Here is an 18627-nt window from a genome sequence, read left to right on the forward strand (position 1 = left end):
TCTCGATGGGTGGCCTAATGGTCGTGCGTTGCACCGGATTTACCCAGTTCGGCTTTGATGGCAAAGCTATTCCCCGCCGCATATTGCTCCCCTGCGGAGAGTCCACTCAGCACTTCTACCATCCTGCCATCGCTACGGCCCAGTTTCAGGGGGCGCGCTTCAAAATGCTCGCCGTAGCGGCCGAACACCACCGACCAGTCGCCCAATGTCTGGATGGCATCAACCGAGACGGCAACCGGCACCTCAATCTCTTCGGTCACCAGTTCCGCGGTGACAAACATACCGGGAAACCAATGGCCGTCTTCGTTATCCAGTACCACCCGTGACGTAGCGCTGCGGGTTTGCACGCCGATAAGGGCGCTGATGTAGGACACCACCCCTTCACCTTCGATATCAATCGCCGTGGCTCTCACCGTCGCTTTCTGCCCGAGCCTAAGCACATCCAGATCTTTTGCGTACACTGTGATTTGCGCCCATACAGTAGAAATATCGGCAATGGTAAAGATAGCCTCGTCCTCCTTGAGGGTTTGACCTTGGGCGATGGCCTTGGCGGTGATGAGCCCGGAAATCGGGGCGCGGATTTCGTAGCGGGCCAGGCCGCCATCCTGATAAACTGCTTCAGGTCGGACGTCAAGCGTACGCAGCTTGGCTGAAGCGAGATCCGTGGCAATATCGGCTTCAGTCAAGGCCTGCTGCGCGGCGAGATAGTCCTGCTTGGCGGAGATTTTTTCTTCCCACAGCTGTTTCTCACGTTCAAAGGTGATTCGCGCCAGTGCCAGCCGTTTTTTTGCCGCGAGGAACTGGCTGCGCAAGTCAGCCAGCGCGGTACTTTCGATAACTGCAAGCACTTCCCCTTTTTTTACCTGCTGACCATGATGGCGATAGACCGAAAGCACGATGCCGGGTATGCGCGGCACAACTTGCACAATGGTGTGTTCGTTGAATACGATTTCTCCTGGCAGCTTGAGTGTGGGTTTGATTGTTGCCGGCGCGGCGGTGCGTATTTCAATGCCCATAGTCTTCAGCATTTCGTCCGGCATTTCCACTCGCGCCTCGACCTGGCTGTAGCCCCAGCGAAATGTTGTGCCGTTGCGTTCGGCGGCTATCGCCATATCGAATGAATGGGGCTCCTCCACCACTTGATCGCCGAGCAGATAGCCGGCCTCGGGTGTAAAGTTAAATATCTGCGCAGGCGCGCCAAGGCGGGATAATGTCACGGTGACCTTGGCAGCGGCAGGGGGAAGCGGCTTGCCATTTTCATAGAGGTAGAGCCGTAACTGTGGCGGCACCCCTTTTTCGAAAATGGTGAACTCGACGCCGAAGCCGTCGGTTGTAAACAGTTTCCCTCCTTTGGAGCCCTTACGAGGCTGCGCTGCTTTCTCTTCCGCCGCCGTGGTTGCTTCCTTGGCTTCAGCATTGTTATGTGGAGCATCTTGCGCGCCAGTTTGGGTATGATCCCCGTGCGTGGCGTGCGATGAGGCCGCCTTATCCTCCTTATTCCAGGTAAGAATCAATCCACCCAGCACAACACCTATTGCGATGACAATGGCGATTAAAATGCTTTGACGTTTATTCACAATCCACTCCTTGAGTCTGTATTCGCGCTGATCTCACTCGTCAACGGAGGACTCAGGGCGCCATCCGACACGCCCTCGATGGGTGCCGCAATGAGCCGCTCGATTTCATTGACCAGACGCTGGTAGTTCGCGAGCGCACGCACATACAAGACCTCGTTTTGGAACAGGGTGCGTTGCGCATCCAGCACTTCCAGAAAGCCGAACTTGCCTAATTCATAGCCCCTGTTTGTGACGTCGAAGGCGCTCCTGGCCGCGGGCAAGACCTCGATACGCAATATGCCAATCTCGTTCTGTGCGGCGGACAACGCTTCATAAGTCTGTGCGAGTTCGGTTTTAAGCTGCAAATCGGTGGCGGCCTGTTCATCCATCGCCTTGTCCACGCGTTGATGGGCTTCGCGGAGGTTGCCTTGGTTGCGGTCAAATAACTGCAGCGGCATGGAGATGCCGGCGACAACGGTCGTGCCTCCGGTGTGGATATGGTTCAGGACCCCGGCAATCACGGTTAGATTGGGTACGCGCCGCGTGTGCTCCACTTCCAGCAGCGCTTTGCGTTGTTCTATGTTTTTCATGGCGCGCAGTGCCATGGGGCTGGTGAGAACACGTTCCGCAAGCACTTCAAAGCTCGGCAGGGCAACCAATGATTTAAGGTCTCCCAATACCTGGTTAAATTGCGGAGAGGAGTTGCCCCATAGCAGAGCCAGCCGTTTGCGCGCTGCTGCGAGATCACGCCGCGCCTGCTCGAGCTCAATGCGCGTGGTGGAAAGCGCCACGCCGACCTTGGTCTCCTCGATTGGGGGCACCTTACCTGCCTGAACGCGTTTTGATACCGAGTTCACTACTTTCTGCGCCAGTTGCACGTTCCCTTCCGCAAGCCGCAGCCGTTCCTGACCGGCAAGCACCTCGGTAAACAGGTTTGCCACCTGGGCGATGAGTCCCACGCGTCGGGCCTCGTAATCCTGACCTGCCACTTCCTCGCCCAGCGAGGCCGCCCTAACCCGTGCCGCACGTTTTCCCCCGAGTTCGATCACTTGATGGAGCCGAATCGTCGTTTCTTGCTGCTCCACTTCTCTTGCGCTGACGAGTGCGGGGTTATTATTAGCCTTCTGAACGTTTCCGGCGTTCTCGGCCATGATTACCAAATCGGGATTCGGCAACAGCCCAGCTTGTTGCGTCACTCCCTGCAGGGCGCGTGTTTCCCTGGCGAAAGCCGCCAGCTCGGGATTTCGCTGCAACGCAAGGAGCGCGGCATCGCGTAAAGTGAGGTCGCTTTTTTCCCGGGGCGGGGACGGAAGAGAATGGTCGGCGTGGCCGGCTGGTAGCGCGCCGGAAAACGTATTTCCGGCATTTGCCGCTGACATACAACTGAGCGCCAGCATCAGCGAGCCGGCCGCCACCGGGCGCCGTGACACTGTGAACAATACGTTAAAGGTCATGGGAAAATCCTCCGCAAGTGTTATGCAAACACGATCAATCGCGCAACCATATATGCAATCAGCATTACCATGAGCGAACGGATGGCAATACAGAAGCCCGCGTAGCGGTCAGCGATTACAACCAGCGTGACTTGAAGATTTAACTTGCGAAGGTGTTTCGAGGAGGATGCAGGGGCGAGTCCGGAATGGATTCGGGAACGGTGACGGGAACAAATTCAGACAGAGCTTCCACACCAGCGGAAGCGGGGATGAGCGGAAGGGCAGTCAAGAAAAAGGGCTGATATTGCCCGGCTGCATGCAGGCACAAATGGGTGGCGGCATCCAGATGATCATCATCGTTGAAAACGGCATGTTGATGGGCCTCAAGATGAGCCGCTGGATCAAGAGACAGAACATGATGCTCGTGATCAAGCTCATGCGCAAATACCTCGCCGTTAAATGCCCAGCCAAACGCGTTCGTCAGCATACTGACAAGCAGCACAAGCATGACGATGTGGATATGGCGGCGCGTATTCATGGCGTTGAGATTGTACACCCCCGGTAAAGACACCGCCAACATTTGTTCCCGCGTATATTTTTCGAAGAAGCCGGGTGCTCGCACAAAACTCAAACGCCTCGCCAGACGCGGCCATAATTGGACGGGATGGTCAACCAATGTTCCTGCCCTTCAGCCGCCGCAAAGTTGTCCTGGCCGTGCAGTTGCTCCGTGTAAGTGCCCGCGCGCGTGAATACGAATGGCACGCTCTGCTCAACATCGGTAAAGTTCACCGCGATCACGCTTGCGGTAGTAGCGGTCTCGCGCCGGAAAAGAAGGATCCCACGCGACAGATAACGCTCGTAATCGTTATGGAAGTAATGACTGCCACGACGCAGTTCAACGCAATCATTACGCAAGCCCACCAGCTTCCGGGTCAGCCAGACCAGACTTTTACCGGCTGTATCGTAGAAATAATCCCAGCGCAACGGCCGCAGCAGTAATACGCGGCCAAGACCATCGTCGGGCAGAAAGTAGTTTTCTCCGAATTCCTGGCCCTGCCATAGCATGGGAATGCCTTTCGCGGCGAGCAGCGCGATCAGGTAGGGTTGTAGTCGATACCAGTGCGCGCGGTTTCCTTCCGCAAACAACAGGTTCCAGTCGCGATGACGCAGGCCAAATTCGCACAGAAAACGGCTGTGGTCATGGTTCTCGATATATTGCAGCGGGGCCTTGGGGAACGTTTCCCGATTATGCGTTGCCTGTTCGACGTAGCCGAGCGCGCCCAACCGCTGGCCGAGATTTTCGATCGCCCCCGCCGCGCCGCGGGCGCAGGCCGTTGCTGCCCCGAAGGTGGCGTTTTGCCAGGTGACGTTGCTGTAGCTCTGCTCAAGGATCTGCTCCGGGGCTTCCAGTTGTTCGGCGATCTGGATTAACCGGGGGGCTTCAGGCGCGTCGAACCGGGGCAGGCTCGCAATCGATTGCTTGACGTATTCGTAGGTATGGAAGACCAGGTTGGCATAGCCTACGCCCAATGGGCCATCCCAATAGTTTGGCACGCAGTCATAGCGGAAGCCGTCAATATGATAGGTATTCAACCAGTGCAGGTTGACGCTGTAGAAAAAATCCCGGGTAAAGGCACGGTTGAAGTCGGTACTGACACCAAAATAATCCTTGCTAAACGGTCCCATGAACGGATTTTCATGGTACTGAAGCCGCCGGTACAGCCAGGCATAAGGAAAGTCCTCGCCGGTATGTCCATAAACCGCATCCAGGATCACCGCCAGCCCGCGCTGGTGCGCCGCATCGACAAAACGCTGGAAATCGTCGCGCCGTCCAAAACGTTCATCGACACCAAAATAACCCAGTGGCAGATAGCCCCAGTCGACCTCCAGTGATACGTTACTGACCGGCATTATCGACAGCGCATTCACACCGAGGTCGGCGAGATAATCAAGCCGGTCGATCGCGCCCTGCAGGCTGCCGCCGAATTCGGCGAGGTTCAGTTCATACAGGATCAGATCGTGTATCGCGGGCGTTTTCCAGCTCATCTCTTCGCCGCTCCAGGCATAAGGGATATAGCCGAGGGTGAAGGCGGAAAGTTTGCCGACAGCATATTCCCGCGCGTAGGGATCGATGATCCAATCCAGGATATTCCCATCCCCGGTATGAAGTTCGAAACGGTAGACATGCCTTCCGGGCGATCCGAAATGCGAGGCCGGCTGAAAATCACGAATCGTGTTGAAATCCACTTCCACCGACCAGATATCTCCGTAATCGGCATCGACCCCATGCCGCAACTCGAAACTCAGCGGCTGAATCGCCTGGATGAACTGGTCGCGCTCGTGGATGATTTTTAGGAACAACCGGTTCCCGTGAATGGCGGATATCCAAGGTAACAGGACACCGAAATCAACGATGCCTGGTCTGGATTCGTGGGGACCGAGCTGATTCAGAGGAAGAGTTTTCATGACTGGGTATCCGATAATAGGTTAACTGCTTGGAAAATTCGCCAAGGGGATTATGAATCAGCCGGGTTCGCTGTTCCCCTATCCGCTTCGCTCGCCGCCCTTTGGTCCCCAGAATACAACCCATGTTCCGAAATCGATGGAGAAATTCTCGAACCGGTGTTCAACGCTGGCCGCGACAAAAAGGCAATCACCCGCCTTGAACGCATGGCGCTCTCCGTTAATCACAAGCTCACCTGTCCCATGGTGGATGAAATAGACTTCATCCTGTTCATGCGGCGTTTGCGGATCATGGCCGACAGGAGCGTAATACTCGACCGACATCGAGCCATGCGCGAGGGCAACGGCAAATCGCTCGCCCATTGGCCATTCCCCGGTGATAGGACCGGGGATACGGGAGAGTACTTCTTCGACGGTTGCTTTGGTTTTCAATGGAGACTCCTAATAAGAATAAATTCCAGCAGTCTGCTAATCATCTGTAACAGGCTCATCTATGGGTCCGTCCGGTATTTCCGTGAATTGGCCTGAAAGCGTCGCAAAAAATTCACTGCGGGCCGTCAGGAACTTATAAAGAGGGAATGCCAGGATGCCAAAAAATGCTCCCAGAAGCAGGCCGGCAAACGGCGCGAGAAAGACAACCAGGAATGCCTTGGTAATACCGCCACTCTGAAAGGTGAACAATGCGTTGAAAGGAGAAAATAGCGTATTCGCGCAACAGAATGCCAATGAATTAAATTTTATGAAGGAAATAAAATCAAGTTGTACGAGGTATTTGCTCATTTAACCTCCTGGCATTAATTGAGCGACCCCGCCGAGATCGGCCGCGTGAATTTGATTGTATGAAAACCACACTCCGCACGCAACGCTCAGGTAGCGTGCCTGAAACCTTTATCGGGTTGACGTTCGAGCGACCCATGCTAGACTGATACAAGGACGTGGAATTTCTCTCCACCGATGTAATGTTTTCACGCCACCGTGATTGCAAAACGGTGCTTCGCCAGAGCGCGCGCAGAGCCCTGTCGATATGCGCCACTGATCCAGGAACTTTTTTAAGAGAGCCGCCATGGAACAACCTGCCGTAATCAAATTCGAATTACCTCAGGACGTGATTGCGCTGGTACCCATGCGCAACGTCGTATTGTTTCCGCATGTATTGATGCCCATCACGGTCGGTCGCGTAAAGTCGATTGCCGCTGTCGAGCATGCGCTCCAATCCAACGCGCCGGTGGGCATCGTACTGCAGAAAGACGCCGCCGTCGACGACCCGGGGTTTGATGCGCTTTGCCCTATCGGTACGGTGGCTAATGTCATGCGTCACCTTACCTCGGCCGAAGGGTTGCGCCACGCCGTGTGCCAGGGGATGGAGCGCTTTCGCATCGAGGAACTGATTGAGGGCTATCCCTTCCTGGCCGCTCGTGTCACCCGTATTGACGGGTCGGAACTGGTATCTACCGAGGCCGAGGCGCTTGCCATGAAACTGCGCGAACGCGCGGTTGAGATCCTGTCGTTGCTGCCGGGTGTTCCGGCGGAGCTTGCACACGCGCTGCAAGCTACCCGCGCGCCCTCGCATTTGGCGGATATTACCGCCAGCCTGCTCGATACCGAGGTGAACGAGAAGCAGATGCTGCTTGAAACTGTGAGCACGGAGGAACGGCTGCGAAAGGTGCTGCAGATACTGTCGCGCCGAATAGAGGTGCTCAGACTGTCGCAGGAAATTGGTGAACGTACGAAGGAGCAACTGGAGGACCGCGAGCGCAAGTTTCTGTTGCGTGAGCAATTAAAGACGATCCAGAAGGAACTCGGTGAGAGCGACGGCAACGACCAGGAGATTGCGCAGTTGAGCGAGGCGATCGGCAACGCCGGCATGCCAGACGAAATCGAGGCGCAGGCCCGCAAGGAATTGCAGCGGCTGCAGCGCATGCCTGCGGCGTCGAGCGAATACGGGATGCTCCATACTTATCTGGAGTGGATGACAGAGTTGCCTTGGCGACTGGCGCCTGACACACCTATTGACCTGAATGCCGCACGTCAGATTCTCGAAGCCGATCACTTCGGGCTTGAGCGTGTCAAACAGCGCATTGTCGAGTTCCTGGCGGTACAGAAGCTGAAACCCCAGGGCCGTGCGCCAATTCTATGTTTTGTCGGGCCGCCGGGCGTGGGCAAGACGTCTCTCGGCCAGAGCATCGCGCGCGCATTGCAACGGCCATTTGTCCGCGTGTCGTTGGGGGGCGTCCACGACGAAGCCGAAATGCGGGGCCATCGCCGCACTTATATCGGGGCGATGCCGGGAAACATCGTGCAGAGCCTGCGCAAGGCTAGCGTGCGCAACTGTGTCATGATGCTCGACGAGGTCGACAAAATGTCGGCCAGTCTCCATGGCGACCCATCAGCCGCGCTGCTGGAAGTGCTGGACCCGGAGCAGAATTCGACTTTTCGCGACAATTATCTGGGTGTGCCTTTCGACTTGAGCCGTGTCATTTTTATTGCGACAGCGAATGTGATCGATAACGTGCCACCCCCGGTGCGCGACCGTATGGAGATCATCGACTTGCCGGGCTACACGCAAGAAGAAAAGCTTCAGATTGCGCTGCGCTACCTAGTGAGCCGCCAACGTGAGGCTAACGGCCTGAAAGAAGAGCAGTGCGAAATAACGGTTGAGGCACTGAACGGCATCATTGCGAATTACACCCGCGAGGCGGGAGTGCGTCAGCTGGAACGCGAGATCGGGCGGGTAATGCGCCATTCGGCCATGCGCATTGCCGATGACGAATCCGCGCGGGTACACGTCGATGCCACGGATCTGGACACCATACTTGGTGCTGCGAAATTCGAGCATGAGATCGGGCTACGCACCAGCCTGCCGGGGGTGGCCACCGGTTTGGCATGGACGCCTGTTGGTGGCGACATTCTTTTCATTGAAGCAACGCGCGTAAGCGGAAACGGACGACTGATTTTGACCGGGCAGCTAGGCGACGTAATGAAGGAGAGCGCACAGGCTGCTCTTACGCTGGTGAAGGCGCGCGCGGGCGACCTCAATATCCCGGCATCGACGTTCGATGGTATCGACGTGCATGTGCACGTACCGGCGGGTGCCATTCCAAAAGACGGTCCAAGCGCAGGACTTGCCATGTTCGTAGCGCTCGCTTCGCTTTTTACCGATCGGCCGGTACATCATGATGTGGCAATGACGGGTGAAATCAGTCTGCGTGGACTGGTATTACCGGTGGGAGGAATCAAGGAGAAAGTGCTTGCCGCACAACGCGCCGGTTTAAAAAGGGTGTTGCTGCCGGCGCGTAATCAGAAAGACCTGCGCGATGTACCCGAAGGGGCGCGAGCTGCATTACAATTTGTCTTGCTGGAAGCGGTGGATGACGCGATCGAGGCATCGTTGGGACAGCGGGGCATGGGCCGCCCCAGATCCGAGTTCAAACTCGTTTGAGTATGGGGAATGGCAGGAAATTGTTCCCTGACATCTTTTCCAGGTAGTCTCGTTCAGCCTAATTCAAGCCCGACATCGAACGTGCCGTCATAGCCCTGGTCTGTCTTGACGAGTGAGATCATTAACCGATTCCCCCCTTTCCGGAAAATGCTGTCCCCTTCATTTTTCGGTGCGCGTGGACCTCTGCTTGCATACGGCGGCTGTGTATAGACTTGATCCGTAATCGAGTCATTGAAGTAGATCTGCGACGTAAACTCAATCCCCCGCATATATCGGGGATCGGTACGGATCTTGAAATGGATATGAACAGTTCTCCCTGGATACCATCCGGGATAAATAGTGATAAACCGCACGCTGCCATTCGCATCCGTTATCTGATATCCGCGCAGAAATTTTTTTCCGAGCGTATTAAAACCGCTATCCATAACGTCCGAATAGACTCCGTGCGCGTCACAATGCCAGACGTCCACATAAGCGCCAGGTAGCGGTTTGCAAACGGTTCCGCTGACGGTGTAAACGCGAAATTCGAGTGCGAGCGGCACTCCTTCTTTTATCGAACCGTCGGAGGGGTCGGACCGGATATCCGAGCGCTGCAGGCGCTCATCCACAAAATAGGGGCCTTCAGTCTGCTGGGGGGTGACGACGCACGAAAACATCCTTTGACCTACCTTCGCGCCGGAATCAGCATGGGAGTATCCAGTAAGCATATTTATTCCAGTTGCGCCGAGCACGGTGAGCATTTTGCGTCGATTCATAAGATTTTCCGGCAATAATCAGCATCCTGCTGTCTACTACGGGTTATACAGGGACGAGGCTGCCGACATTGTGCAAATCACTTGAGTTTGATGATACTCTCGCTCTCGAAGTTCCTGAAGTCGAAAATAATCCCTAACACTATGAATCTGAGGTGCCACCTGTTCCCGCACTGGAGCGACAGCTGGCTGAGAGTTTGCTCAACAAATTGTTTTTTACCGACGGCCACTCGTGCTGAAGTATTGAATAGACAACGGTATCGCGGATTGACCCATCGGGCATTCTTTGATGGCTGCGTAAAATCCCGTCTTGTTTTGCGCCCAGTCTTTCAATTGCGGTTCTAGACGCCTGATTAAAATAGTGTGTTCTGAACTCTACCGCAATAGCTTCTTTCTGCTCGAAGGCATGTTGCAGTAACAGCAATTTACTTTCGGTATTGACGCCTGTTTTACACACTGATTTTGCATACCAGGTATAACCAAGCATCGGCCTTTTATTTATCCCGTCAACGTTATAAAAACGTGTTGTGCCGACGATCCTGTTTGTATTGTTGAGCTCGATGGCAAATGCAATATTTCCTTTTTCTGCATCTTCAATCGCACCGATCACGTAGTTTTCCATTTGGTCCGGCGACGGAACACTTGCAAACCAGAGTTTCCAAAACTCTCCGTCCATCACCGCGGCCTTTAAAGGGTCGATGTGATGAATCTGCAAAGGGACAAGCGCTACAAGTTCTCCCCGCAATTCTATCGATTCAAGCCAGCTCATTCCTTTGTTCCCGCCACAAACGTATTTTCGAGATCAATTAGCCTCCTTATACGGATTTAATATCTATCTTACCTGGTCCTTCAGTTGATTCTTTCGGCCCTCCAGGTTGCGAGGGCAGAGATGCTCTACAACCATCGTATACAAATTGCTTCATCCGGTTGAATGGGGAGTAACCTCTCTTAAAACATCGGTTTCTTCTTGGCCGAGTTATAACGTTTGACTCCGCCCATGATTTCAGCTTTGGCCTCCTTGACGCCAACCCAACCATTTATCTTGACCCATTTGCCTACTTCCAAATCCTTATAGTGAGCGAAGAAATGTGCGATCTGCGAGCGCACCAGTTCCGGCAGATCGTCGTAAGATTTCTTTTTTCGATAGAGGCCGCATAGCTTGTCAATCGGCACGGCTAATACCTTGGCGTCTTCACCGGCTTCATCAGTCATCCTTAACATGCCCAGCGGTCTGCAACGCACGACCACGCCGGAAATAAGCGGAACCGGCGAGATCACCAGCACATCCACCGGGTCTCCATCTTTCGACAGTGTGTGGGGGATATAACCGTAGTTACATGGGTAGTGCATCGACGTAGACATGAAACGGTCCACAAACATCGCGCCGGTTTCCTTGTCCACTTCGTACTTGATGGGATCGGCGTTCATAGGTATTTCTATGATGACATTGAAATCATCAGGCAGGTCACGGCCAGAATTCACCCGGTCGAGATTCATTTGCGTTCCTATTTCTGGTGGCTGAAAAACGGCTATTATAACTACTGCGAGTTGGGGGGATTAACCAATTTCCAGCCTTGAGCATGTTGCTTCATTTAACCATTATGGCTGCAATCGCCTATATCGGCTCGGTACTGATGATATTCTTTTCTCAGGCTAGCCTTATCTACTATCCGGAAACCGGGCGAAATCCCATCTCCACGCCCGATTACGCTGGGCTTGCGTATGAGTCTGTGGAAATTTCCACCGCCGACGGCGAAAACCTGCATGGCTGGTTTGTGCCTGCGCCTTCCGCGAAAGGAACGGTGCTGTTCTTTCACGGTAACGCCGGTAACATTTCCCATCGCATGGAATATCTGCTGATGTTTCATCGGCTCGGTTACAGCACATTTATTTTTGATTATCGCGGCTACGGTCATAGCACCGGCTCGCCCTCGGAGTCAGGTACTTATCTCGATGCCCAGGCAGCATGGCGTTATCTTGCCGACGCAAGAAGTATCCCGCCCCCCCATATTTTGCTGTTTGGGGAGTCCCTTGGCGGAGCGGTGGCGGCATGGCTTGCGATAAACGAAAAGCCTGGAGCGCTGGTATTGGCATCGGCATTCACCTCGGTACCGGACATGGCGGCAAAAATCTATCCCTTTCTGCCAGTGCGCCTGCTGTCCCGTTTCGACTACAACACACTTGAGTATTTGCAGTCCGTTACTTGCCCGGTATTTATCGCGCATAGTCCGCAGGATGAAATTGTGCCATTCGCGCATGGCCGAACGTTATATGAGGCAGCACCGGAGCCGAAACGGTTCCTGGAGTTGCAGGGTGGCCACAACAGCGGTTTCATTTTCATGCAGGAGGATTGGGTAAAGGCGCTGGGAGAATTTATGGACACGCACCTGGGCGCCTCGCGATAATATGGATGCCGGAGATGCAATATCGGATGCAACAAGTTCGCCGAATGGTTGGGAATAAGTCATGTTGGTAATAGCTCACCGTGGTTACCACGTCGCGGTTCCTGAAAATACCATGGCTGCCTTCGACGCCGCGGTGACGGTTGGTGTGAACGGTATTGAAACCGATGTGCGCATCAGCCGCGACGGCTTGCCGGTGCTGGTCCATGACCGTGTTATTGCATCCGGACAGGCGGTGGCAGATCTTACTCGGAGTGAAATTCAGCAGGATGTCGGTCATGCGATACCGACTCTGGATGAAGCGCTGGAGCACTTTTCGGGTATTTTATGGAATATCGAAATCAAGACTGCGACGGCACTGCCCTCGGTAATAAGCGTCCTTGAAAGGCATCAAGCCAACCACCGCGTTGTGGTTACCTCTTTTCGCCACGATCTGGTTGCAGTCTGTGCATCCTCGCTTAAAGTCAACTGCGGCTTAGTGGTAGCCCATCGGCCGGGGACACTCAATTCCTTGCTGGCTGACTTTAACTGTAACGGCAATCCCAGGATCAACCATATTGTGTGGAATTATGATGTTTTGGATGACAGCCTGTTGAAACAGACGGCGATGGATGGCTTTCGCAATTTTGTTTATGGTCCGATGACGAAAGTCGAGCACGACCATTGCAGGGAGTTGGGGGTGGACGGCGTGATTACCGACTATCCGCTTTTGGCACAGAACGCATAGCCTGTTCCGTATCGCATATTCCTGAACGAGCAGGCTTGTAAGGACAGAGAGCGTTTCGATCATGCTTGACGGAACAGATTGCGGTTAGAGCCCCCTCCGGGTCGCTGCAGACGTTTAGCGGCTGGCCATTGCAACCCACCGTGCTTACTTCACAATCTTGAGAATCTGGCCAGAAACCGGTTCGCCGTTGGGATACTGCCCGTTGAGCAAGCGCAAGTAATTTTCCGCATTCTGTCCTAAAGGAGACGTCCTAGCGAGTCCGGCGTAACTCGTCCCCTTCGTTGCAGTGATGGTCCTGATTTCAAGCGCTCTGATGGATTTCTGCTCCGCATCGGTAAGCGGCCGGAAGCTGTTAATCGCACTGGTGATCACCGGTAGATGGCGATCGAATGCGTCGGGAGAGGTGCTGCCGCCAGCCAGCACATACGCCTTGTTGTCGTGGTAAATGACACCCGCCTTGAATGGCTTGCCATCCTGAGCGGTGGAGGTGACCATGGCGATGGGCAGCCCATTGCTGGTGGTGGATACAATTTCGCTGGAGAATTCGAGGCGAAAGCGTTGACGGGCGAGGTCAGCCGGGGAGTTTTCGGGGTTTCCGATAAGACTCAGCTGCATCATTCCATCCCCCTCGGGACTTAGCGCCACCACTTTATCCGGTTGATTGCGTATTCGCCACCCGGGGGGAAACGACAAGGTAAAATCTAATTCCTTGTGTTGGAAGGTATTGCCTCGAATAATTCCCTGGACCGCGCTGTCGCCGAAAGCCATGCCTTCAGTTTGCCGCAAGAATTCTGCCCGACGATCATCCATGATGGCACCCGGTACGATGTACTGCTTGGCTTCACCCACCACCTCCTGCAAGCGGGTGTCATTGTCGGGATGGGTGGCAAAAATGCCGTGATAGCGGCGCGGCTCGCGTCCTTCCTGCTTGGCGACTTCAATATCAAATAATTCCTGGTTTTTGAGCACGCCGATAACTCTGATCATTGCCTGCGGATCATAACCGCTACGCGCCAGGTATTCTGCCCCCAAACGATCAGCCTCCAATTCGTGGCTGCGGCCATAGCCCGACAAGAGCGCATTATTGGCAAGCCCCATAAGACTTTGCGCGGCTTGCCCACCCAGCTGCGGGACAAATACGCCTAAAAGCAGGGTGCCAATATTAGCGGCAGTCGAGGCGCTGTATTGCTGCACACTGTGGCGTGCTGTGACATGGGCGATTTCGTGCCCTAGCACAGCAGCAAGCTCTGCCTCGGAATTAAGATAAGCGAGAATACCACGCGTGACATAAATATAACCACCAGGTAGCGCAAACGCGTTAACCTGAGGACTGTCGACAACGGTAAAATGATAATCAAGCTTGGGGCGATGGCTCTTTTTTGCGAGTTTTTGCCCGATCTCATTGACATACTTTTGCAGGACAGGTAAATCGTCGTAAACAGCGTATGCTTTGCTTACCTCGGCGGCTACCTGCCGTCCCTTGCGCATTTCGTCGGCTTCCGACATGAGAGTGAAGTTCCGGTTGCCGGTAACCGGGTTAACCGCGCAACCAGCGAATAGAAGCATGCCACCGAGCGCAAGGGTGAATCTAAGTGTGGATGCCGTCCTCATAACATGTCTTGACTGCTGAAAATATAAAAGGCAGCTCGAAGCTGCCCTTTGTCGTCGTTGATAACCTGTAAACGATTTAAGCCGTCGCCTGTTTTTCTACCTTTTTTCCGTATTTCTGGCGAAACTTCTCGACCCGCCCGGCGGTGTCAACAATTTTCTGTTTGCCGGTGTAGAACGGATGACAGACCGAGCACACTTCGATATGCAAAGGCTTGCCCATGGTTGAACGGGTCTGGAACGTATTGCCGCAACTGCAGGTCACCGTGATTTCCCGATATTCTGGATGAATGTCTGTTTTCATGATTCGTGTCCTTGATCTGTATCCGTCCGGCAGGGCTGCGAAACGGAAAGGCGCATATTATCCTTTAATCCGGAAGGGGTTGCAACAAACAACGCATCTGTTACGATCTTTTGGCAAAGACTAAATTTTTTAACCTGACTTTACACACGCCGCATCGAGTCAAAGAAATCCGCATTGTTTTTTGTGGCCTTGATCTTGTCGAGCAAGAACTCCATTGCATCCATGTCATCCATCGGATAGAGCAGCTTGCGTAGCACCCAGATTTTCTGTAACACGTCCGGCTTGATGAGCAACTCCTCCTTGCGTGTGCCGGAGCGGTTGACGTTGATCGCAGGATAGGTGCGTTTTTCCGCCATGCGCCGATCGAGATGGATTTCCATGTTGCCGGTGCCTTTGAACTCCTCGTAGATCACATCATCCATACGCGAGCCGGTATCCACCAGCGCGGTGGCGATAATGGTAAGGGAACCGCCTTCTTCAATGTTGCGTGCGGCGCCAAAAAAACGCTTGGGGCGCTGTAATGCGTTGGCATCGACACCGCCGGTCAATACCTTTCCTGACGCGGGTACCACTGTATTGTATGCACGCGCCAGACGGGTAATCGAGTCCAGCAGTATCACCACGTCCTTCTTGTGCTCCACCAGTCGCTTGGCTTTTTCGATCACCATGTCGGCGACTTGCACGTGGCGTACCGCAGGCTCATCGAAAGTGGAGGAGACGACCTCTCCTCTGACCGAACGGATCATCTCGGTAACCTCTTCCGGGCGCTCGTCTATCAGCAGCACCATCAGGATAACATCGGGATGATTGGCGGCGATCGCATGCGCGATATGCTGCAGCATAACGGTTTTTCCCGATTTGGGACTCGCTACCAGCAAGCCGCGCTGTCCCTTGCCGATAGGGGCAATGAGATCAATGATACGGCTGGTGACGTTCTCCTCGGCTTTGATGTCACGTTCAAGCAGCAGTCGTTGGGTAGGAAAAAGCGGGGTGAGGTTTTCAAACAGAATTTTATGCTTGGAATGTTCCGGTGGCTCATTGTTAACCTTGTCCACCTTAACCAGTGCGAAGTAGCGTTCCCCATCCTTTGGCGTACGAATTTCGCCTTCTATCGAATCGCCGGTATGGAGGTTGAAGCGCCTGATCTGGCTGGGAGAAACATAAATGTCATCGGGCCCCGCCAGGTACGACGTATCTGGCGATCGTAGGAATCCGAAGCCGTCCTGCAGCACTTCCAATGTGCCTTCGCCAAAAATACTCTCTCCTTTTCGCGCCTGGTTTTTCAGTAGCGCAAAAATGAGATCCTGTTTTCGCAGACGGTTGGCGCCGTCTATTTCATTGGCGATGGCCATTTCTACCAGTTCGGTGACATGAAAATTCTTGAGATCGGATAAGTGCATGGACGGAATTCGTGGGTGAAAAGACAGGGGCGTAAAGCGTCAGAAAACGTTGGGGGAATGCGATGGGGCGGAACAAGAATTAGAAGCGGTGAATCTAATCGGATTCCGCTTTAGGGAGGCGGTGACTATAAGGTTAGCGAGTTTAGATGTGGCTGTCAATAAAAGCCGTCAACTGGGATTTGGATAGAGCGCCGACTTTGGTCGCCTCAATGTTGCCGTTCTTGAACAGCATCAGAGTGGGGATGCCACGGATACCGTATTTCGGCGGCGTAGCCTGGTTCTCGTCTATATTGAGTTTTGCTACCTTGAGGCGCTCTCCGTATTCCTTGGCAACTTCGTCCAGGATGGGTGCGATCATCTTGCACGGTCCACACCATTCCGCCCAATAATCCACGAGCACGGGAACGGGTGACTGTAGTACTTCGGCTTCAAATGTTCCATCGGAAACGTAATGGATATGCTGGTTCATGGGGCTCTCGTTCAAAGGTTGATATATTCGGCTGATGACGCGCCGCAAAGCGGAGGTATATAGTCGCTATATGGCGGAATCGGTCAGAATGGATCTACAGGGTAACAGAAATTACGTGCTGGAGAAATTGCGTACTTTCACAGCCTCATATGCTAGCGAAAAAATCTGCGAAAGGAAAGTATCACATTATAATCCATTATAACCAGGGCGGAGAAAAAATGCTGCAAGATTAGCATATGCGTTGAGTCAGCGAGTCAGCGTGAGGAAAAATATCGTTTGAGGATCTCATATCGGAAGCGAATAAGTCCCATGATATATTCCGCTGCTCCCGTCCGCATCAAGCATTTTTTCCCCATGAATCTCGCATTGTTACCGCACGGTTGAATACCGGCTTACCTTTTTCCGTATTCTCACGGTCGGCGACGAAGTAACCGTGGCGCTCGAATTGGAAGCGGTCTTCCGGTTGAACCTGGTTGAGCGAGGGTTCCACATAAGCCATGATAATTTTCTTCGAGTTCGGATTGAGATACGTTTTGTAGTCCCTTCCTCCGGCGTCAGGATGGGCATGGTCAAACAGCCGGTCATAGAGCCGTACTTCGGCTTTTTCCGCGTATTTCGCTGAAAGCCAGTGGATGTTGCCCTTCACCTTGCGTTTTTCCGCTCCTTCCGTGCCACTCTTGGTGTCCGGGTCATAAGTGCAGTGGATTTCCGTGATCTCATCGCTGGCATTCTTCACGACATTCACGCATTTTACGATATAAGCGTAACGCAGTCGCACCTCAGCGCCCGGCGAGAGGCGAAAGTAGCCCTTTGAGCGGGTTTCCATGAAATCACTGCGCTCGATATAAATCGTTTTCGATAGCGCCACGGACCTTTTTCCCCACTCGGGCTTTTGAGGATGATTGGGGGCCACGCATTCCTCTTCGCTATTTTCCGGGTAATTGTCAATAACAACCTTAAGTGGTTCCAGGACGGCAATGCGCCGGGGGGCGCGTTCATTCAAGTCTTCACGAAGACAGTCTTCCAATACCCCCATGTCTATCCATGAATCCGCTTTGCTGACCCCAATGCGCTCGGCGAAAAGACGGATGGATTGCGGCGTATAGCCCCGGCGGCGCAACCCTGCCAAAGTATTCATGCGCGGATCGTCCCAGCCACTAACGAAACCGCCTTCAACCAGTTCTATCAGCTTGCGTTTGCTCATTACGGCGTAGGCGAGATTCAATCTGGCAAACTCGATTTGCTGGGGGTGACATGGAACAACGTCTTTCAATTGATCCAGTATCCAGTCGTAGAGAGGGCGATGATCTTCAAACTCCAGCGTGCAAAGAGAGTGAGTAATTTTCTCCAGAGCATCAGAAATGCAATGCGTGTAATCATACATCGGGTAGATGCACCATTTATCGCCAGTGCGGTGATGATACACGCGGCGGATGCGGTAGATGACAGGGTCTCGCAGGTTGATATTGGGAGACGTCATGTCGATTTTGACACGCAACACGTGAGCACCGTCGGCGAATTCACCTGCCTTCATGCGCCGGAACAGGTCGAGATTTTCAGCGACGGTACGCTCCCGGTATGGACTATTCGTGCCGGCCTCCGTCAGTGTGCCGCGTAGAGAACGGATTTCCTCGACGGTGAGGCTATCCACATAAGCTTTTCCCCGATTGATGAGGTATTCGGCAAACTCGAAAAGTTTGTCAAAATAGTCGGAAGCATAGTGCAGGTGTTTTCCCCAATCGAAGCCGAGCCACCTTACCGAATCGATTATGGAGTCGACATACTCCTGCTCCTCTTTTTCGGGATTGGTGTCGTCAAAGCGCAGATGACATATGCCGTTATAATCATGCGCAAGGCCGAAATTGAGGCAAATGCTTTTGGCATGACCAATATGCAGGTAGCCATTAGGTTCAGGCGGAAAACGCGTTTCCACGCGTCCCTTCCACTTGCCGGTACGATTGTCCTCCTCAACAATGTTGCGGATAAAGTTGGAACCGGGCGGTACGCCGGAAATACTTGCAGGATCATCTTTCAAGTCAGCCTCCGGTATGTTCATTCATTTGCCTGATTCAGG

At 53.7% G+C, this 18627-nt stretch carries 17 protein-coding genes; 4 read left to right on the plus strand and 13 right to left on the minus strand.

All coding sequences use genetic code 11. The features are described 5' to 3' along the window. Positions 1–14: 14 nt before the first annotated feature. Together BLP45_RS10880 and BLP45_RS10885 are read right to left on the minus strand one after the other, a co-directional pair. Complete coding sequence (locus tag BLP45_RS10880) at positions 15–1577, minus strand: efflux RND transporter periplasmic adaptor subunit (protein ID WP_176754732.1); 1563 nt, start codon at positions 1575–1577, stop codon at positions 15–17. After that, complete coding sequence (locus BLP45_RS10885) at positions 1574–3010, minus strand: TolC family protein (RefSeq protein WP_090372504.1); 1437 nt, start codon at positions 3008–3010, stop codon at positions 1574–1576. The genes BLP45_RS10880 and BLP45_RS10885 overlap by 4 nt, the downstream gene beginning before the upstream one ends. A 166-nt stretch (positions 3011–3176) precedes the next feature. Here BLP45_RS10885 and BLP45_RS14640 point away from each other — a divergent pair, with 166 nt between their 5' ends. Further along, on the plus strand, positions 3177–3554 hold the full coding sequence (locus BLP45_RS14640) for a hypothetical protein (RefSeq protein WP_176754733.1): 378 nt from the start codon (positions 3177–3179) through the stop codon (positions 3552–3554). Positions 3555–3616: 62 nt separating this feature from the next. Here the strand turns inward: BLP45_RS14640 and BLP45_RS10895 are convergent, their stop codons facing one another. The 3 genes from BLP45_RS10895 to BLP45_RS10905 form a co-directional block, all read right to left on the minus strand. Next, positions 3617–5455 (minus strand): alpha-amylase family glycosyl hydrolase, encoded by a 1839-nt coding sequence (locus BLP45_RS10895; protein ID WP_090372505.1) that lies wholly within the window; start codon positions 5453–5455, stop codon positions 3617–3619. Positions 5456–5533: 78 nt separating this feature from the next. Continuing rightward, entirely contained in the window at positions 5534–5884 is a 351-nt protein-coding gene (locus BLP45_RS10900) for a cupin domain-containing protein (protein WP_256327786.1), read from the minus strand. Between the two features lie 36 nt (positions 5885–5920). Further along, a complete protein-coding gene (locus BLP45_RS10905; RefSeq protein WP_090372506.1) occupies positions 5921–6232 on the minus strand; it encodes a hypothetical protein in 312 nt (103 codons plus the stop codon). 283 nt (positions 6233–6515) lie between these two features. Between BLP45_RS10905 and lon the strand changes: the two genes are divergently transcribed. Then, the gene (gene lon, locus BLP45_RS10910; RefSeq protein ID WP_090372507.1) at positions 6516–8891 is read left to right on the plus strand and encodes an endopeptidase La; all 2376 of its coding nucleotides are present in this window, start codon (positions 6516–6518) and stop codon (positions 8889–8891) included. 53 nt (positions 8892–8944) lie between these two features. Here the strand turns inward: lon and BLP45_RS10915 are convergent, their stop codons facing one another. The 3 genes from BLP45_RS10915 to ppa form a co-directional block, all read right to left on the minus strand. Then, on the minus strand, positions 8945–9646 hold the full coding sequence (locus BLP45_RS10915) for an intradiol ring-cleavage dioxygenase (protein ID WP_090372508.1): 702 nt from the start codon (positions 9644–9646) through the stop codon (positions 8945–8947). A gap of 139 nt (positions 9647–9785) precedes the next feature. Next, positions 9786–10412: a GNAT family N-acetyltransferase gene (locus BLP45_RS10920; protein WP_090372509.1), complete on the minus strand. Its 627-nt coding sequence runs from the start codon at positions 10410–10412 to the stop codon at positions 9786–9788. Between the two features lie 179 nt (positions 10413–10591). Continuing rightward, entirely contained in the window at positions 10592–11140 is a 549-nt protein-coding gene (gene ppa / locus BLP45_RS10925; RefSeq protein WP_090372510.1) for an inorganic diphosphatase, read from the minus strand. Positions 11141–11223: 83 nt separating this feature from the next. Here ppa and BLP45_RS10930 point away from each other — a divergent pair, with 83 nt between their 5' ends. Both BLP45_RS10930 and BLP45_RS10935 read left to right on the plus strand, forming a co-directional pair. Then, entirely contained in the window at positions 11224–12048 is an 825-nt protein-coding gene (locus BLP45_RS10930; RefSeq protein ID WP_090372511.1) for an alpha/beta hydrolase, read from the plus strand. 61 nt (positions 12049–12109) lie between these two features. Then, on the plus strand, positions 12110–12772 hold the full coding sequence (locus BLP45_RS10935) for a glycerophosphodiester phosphodiesterase (protein WP_090372512.1): 663 nt from the start codon (positions 12110–12112) through the stop codon (positions 12770–12772). Positions 12773–12916: 144 nt separating this feature from the next. Here BLP45_RS10935 and BLP45_RS10940 read toward each other — a convergent pair whose 3' ends face one another. From BLP45_RS10940 to BLP45_RS10960, 5 genes are all read right to left on the minus strand, one after another. Then, positions 12917–14383 carry a M48 family metalloprotease gene (locus BLP45_RS10940; RefSeq protein WP_256327787.1) on the minus strand — a complete coding sequence of 489 codons (1467 nt, stop codon included), beginning with the start codon at positions 14381–14383 and terminating at the stop codon, positions 12917–12919. Positions 14384–14459: 76 nt separating this feature from the next. Further along, the gene (gene rpmE, locus BLP45_RS10945; protein ID WP_090372514.1) at positions 14460–14684 is read right to left on the minus strand and encodes a 50S ribosomal protein L31; all 225 of its coding nucleotides are present in this window, start codon (positions 14682–14684) and stop codon (positions 14460–14462) included. Positions 14685–14824: 140 nt separating this feature from the next. Further along, positions 14825–16084, minus strand: coding sequence for a transcription termination factor Rho (gene rho / locus BLP45_RS10950; protein ID WP_090372515.1), 1260 nt, complete (start codon positions 16082–16084; stop codon positions 14825–14827). A 142-nt stretch (positions 16085–16226) separates the two neighbouring features. Beyond that, positions 16227–16553 carry a thioredoxin TrxA gene (gene trxA / locus BLP45_RS10955; protein ID WP_090372516.1) on the minus strand — a complete coding sequence of 109 codons (327 nt, stop codon included), beginning with the start codon at positions 16551–16553 and terminating at the stop codon, positions 16227–16229. Between the two features lie 337 nt (positions 16554–16890). Then, complete coding sequence (locus BLP45_RS10960) at positions 16891–18609, minus strand: glutamine--tRNA ligase/YqeY domain fusion protein (RefSeq protein ID WP_090372517.1); 1719 nt, start codon at positions 18607–18609, stop codon at positions 16891–16893. Positions 18610–18627 lie beyond the last annotated feature (18 nt).

This window comes from Nitrosospira sp. Nl5 (genome assembly GCF_900102495.1).
Lineage (GTDB): Bacteria > Pseudomonadota > Gammaproteobacteria > Burkholderiales > Nitrosomonadaceae > Nitrosospira.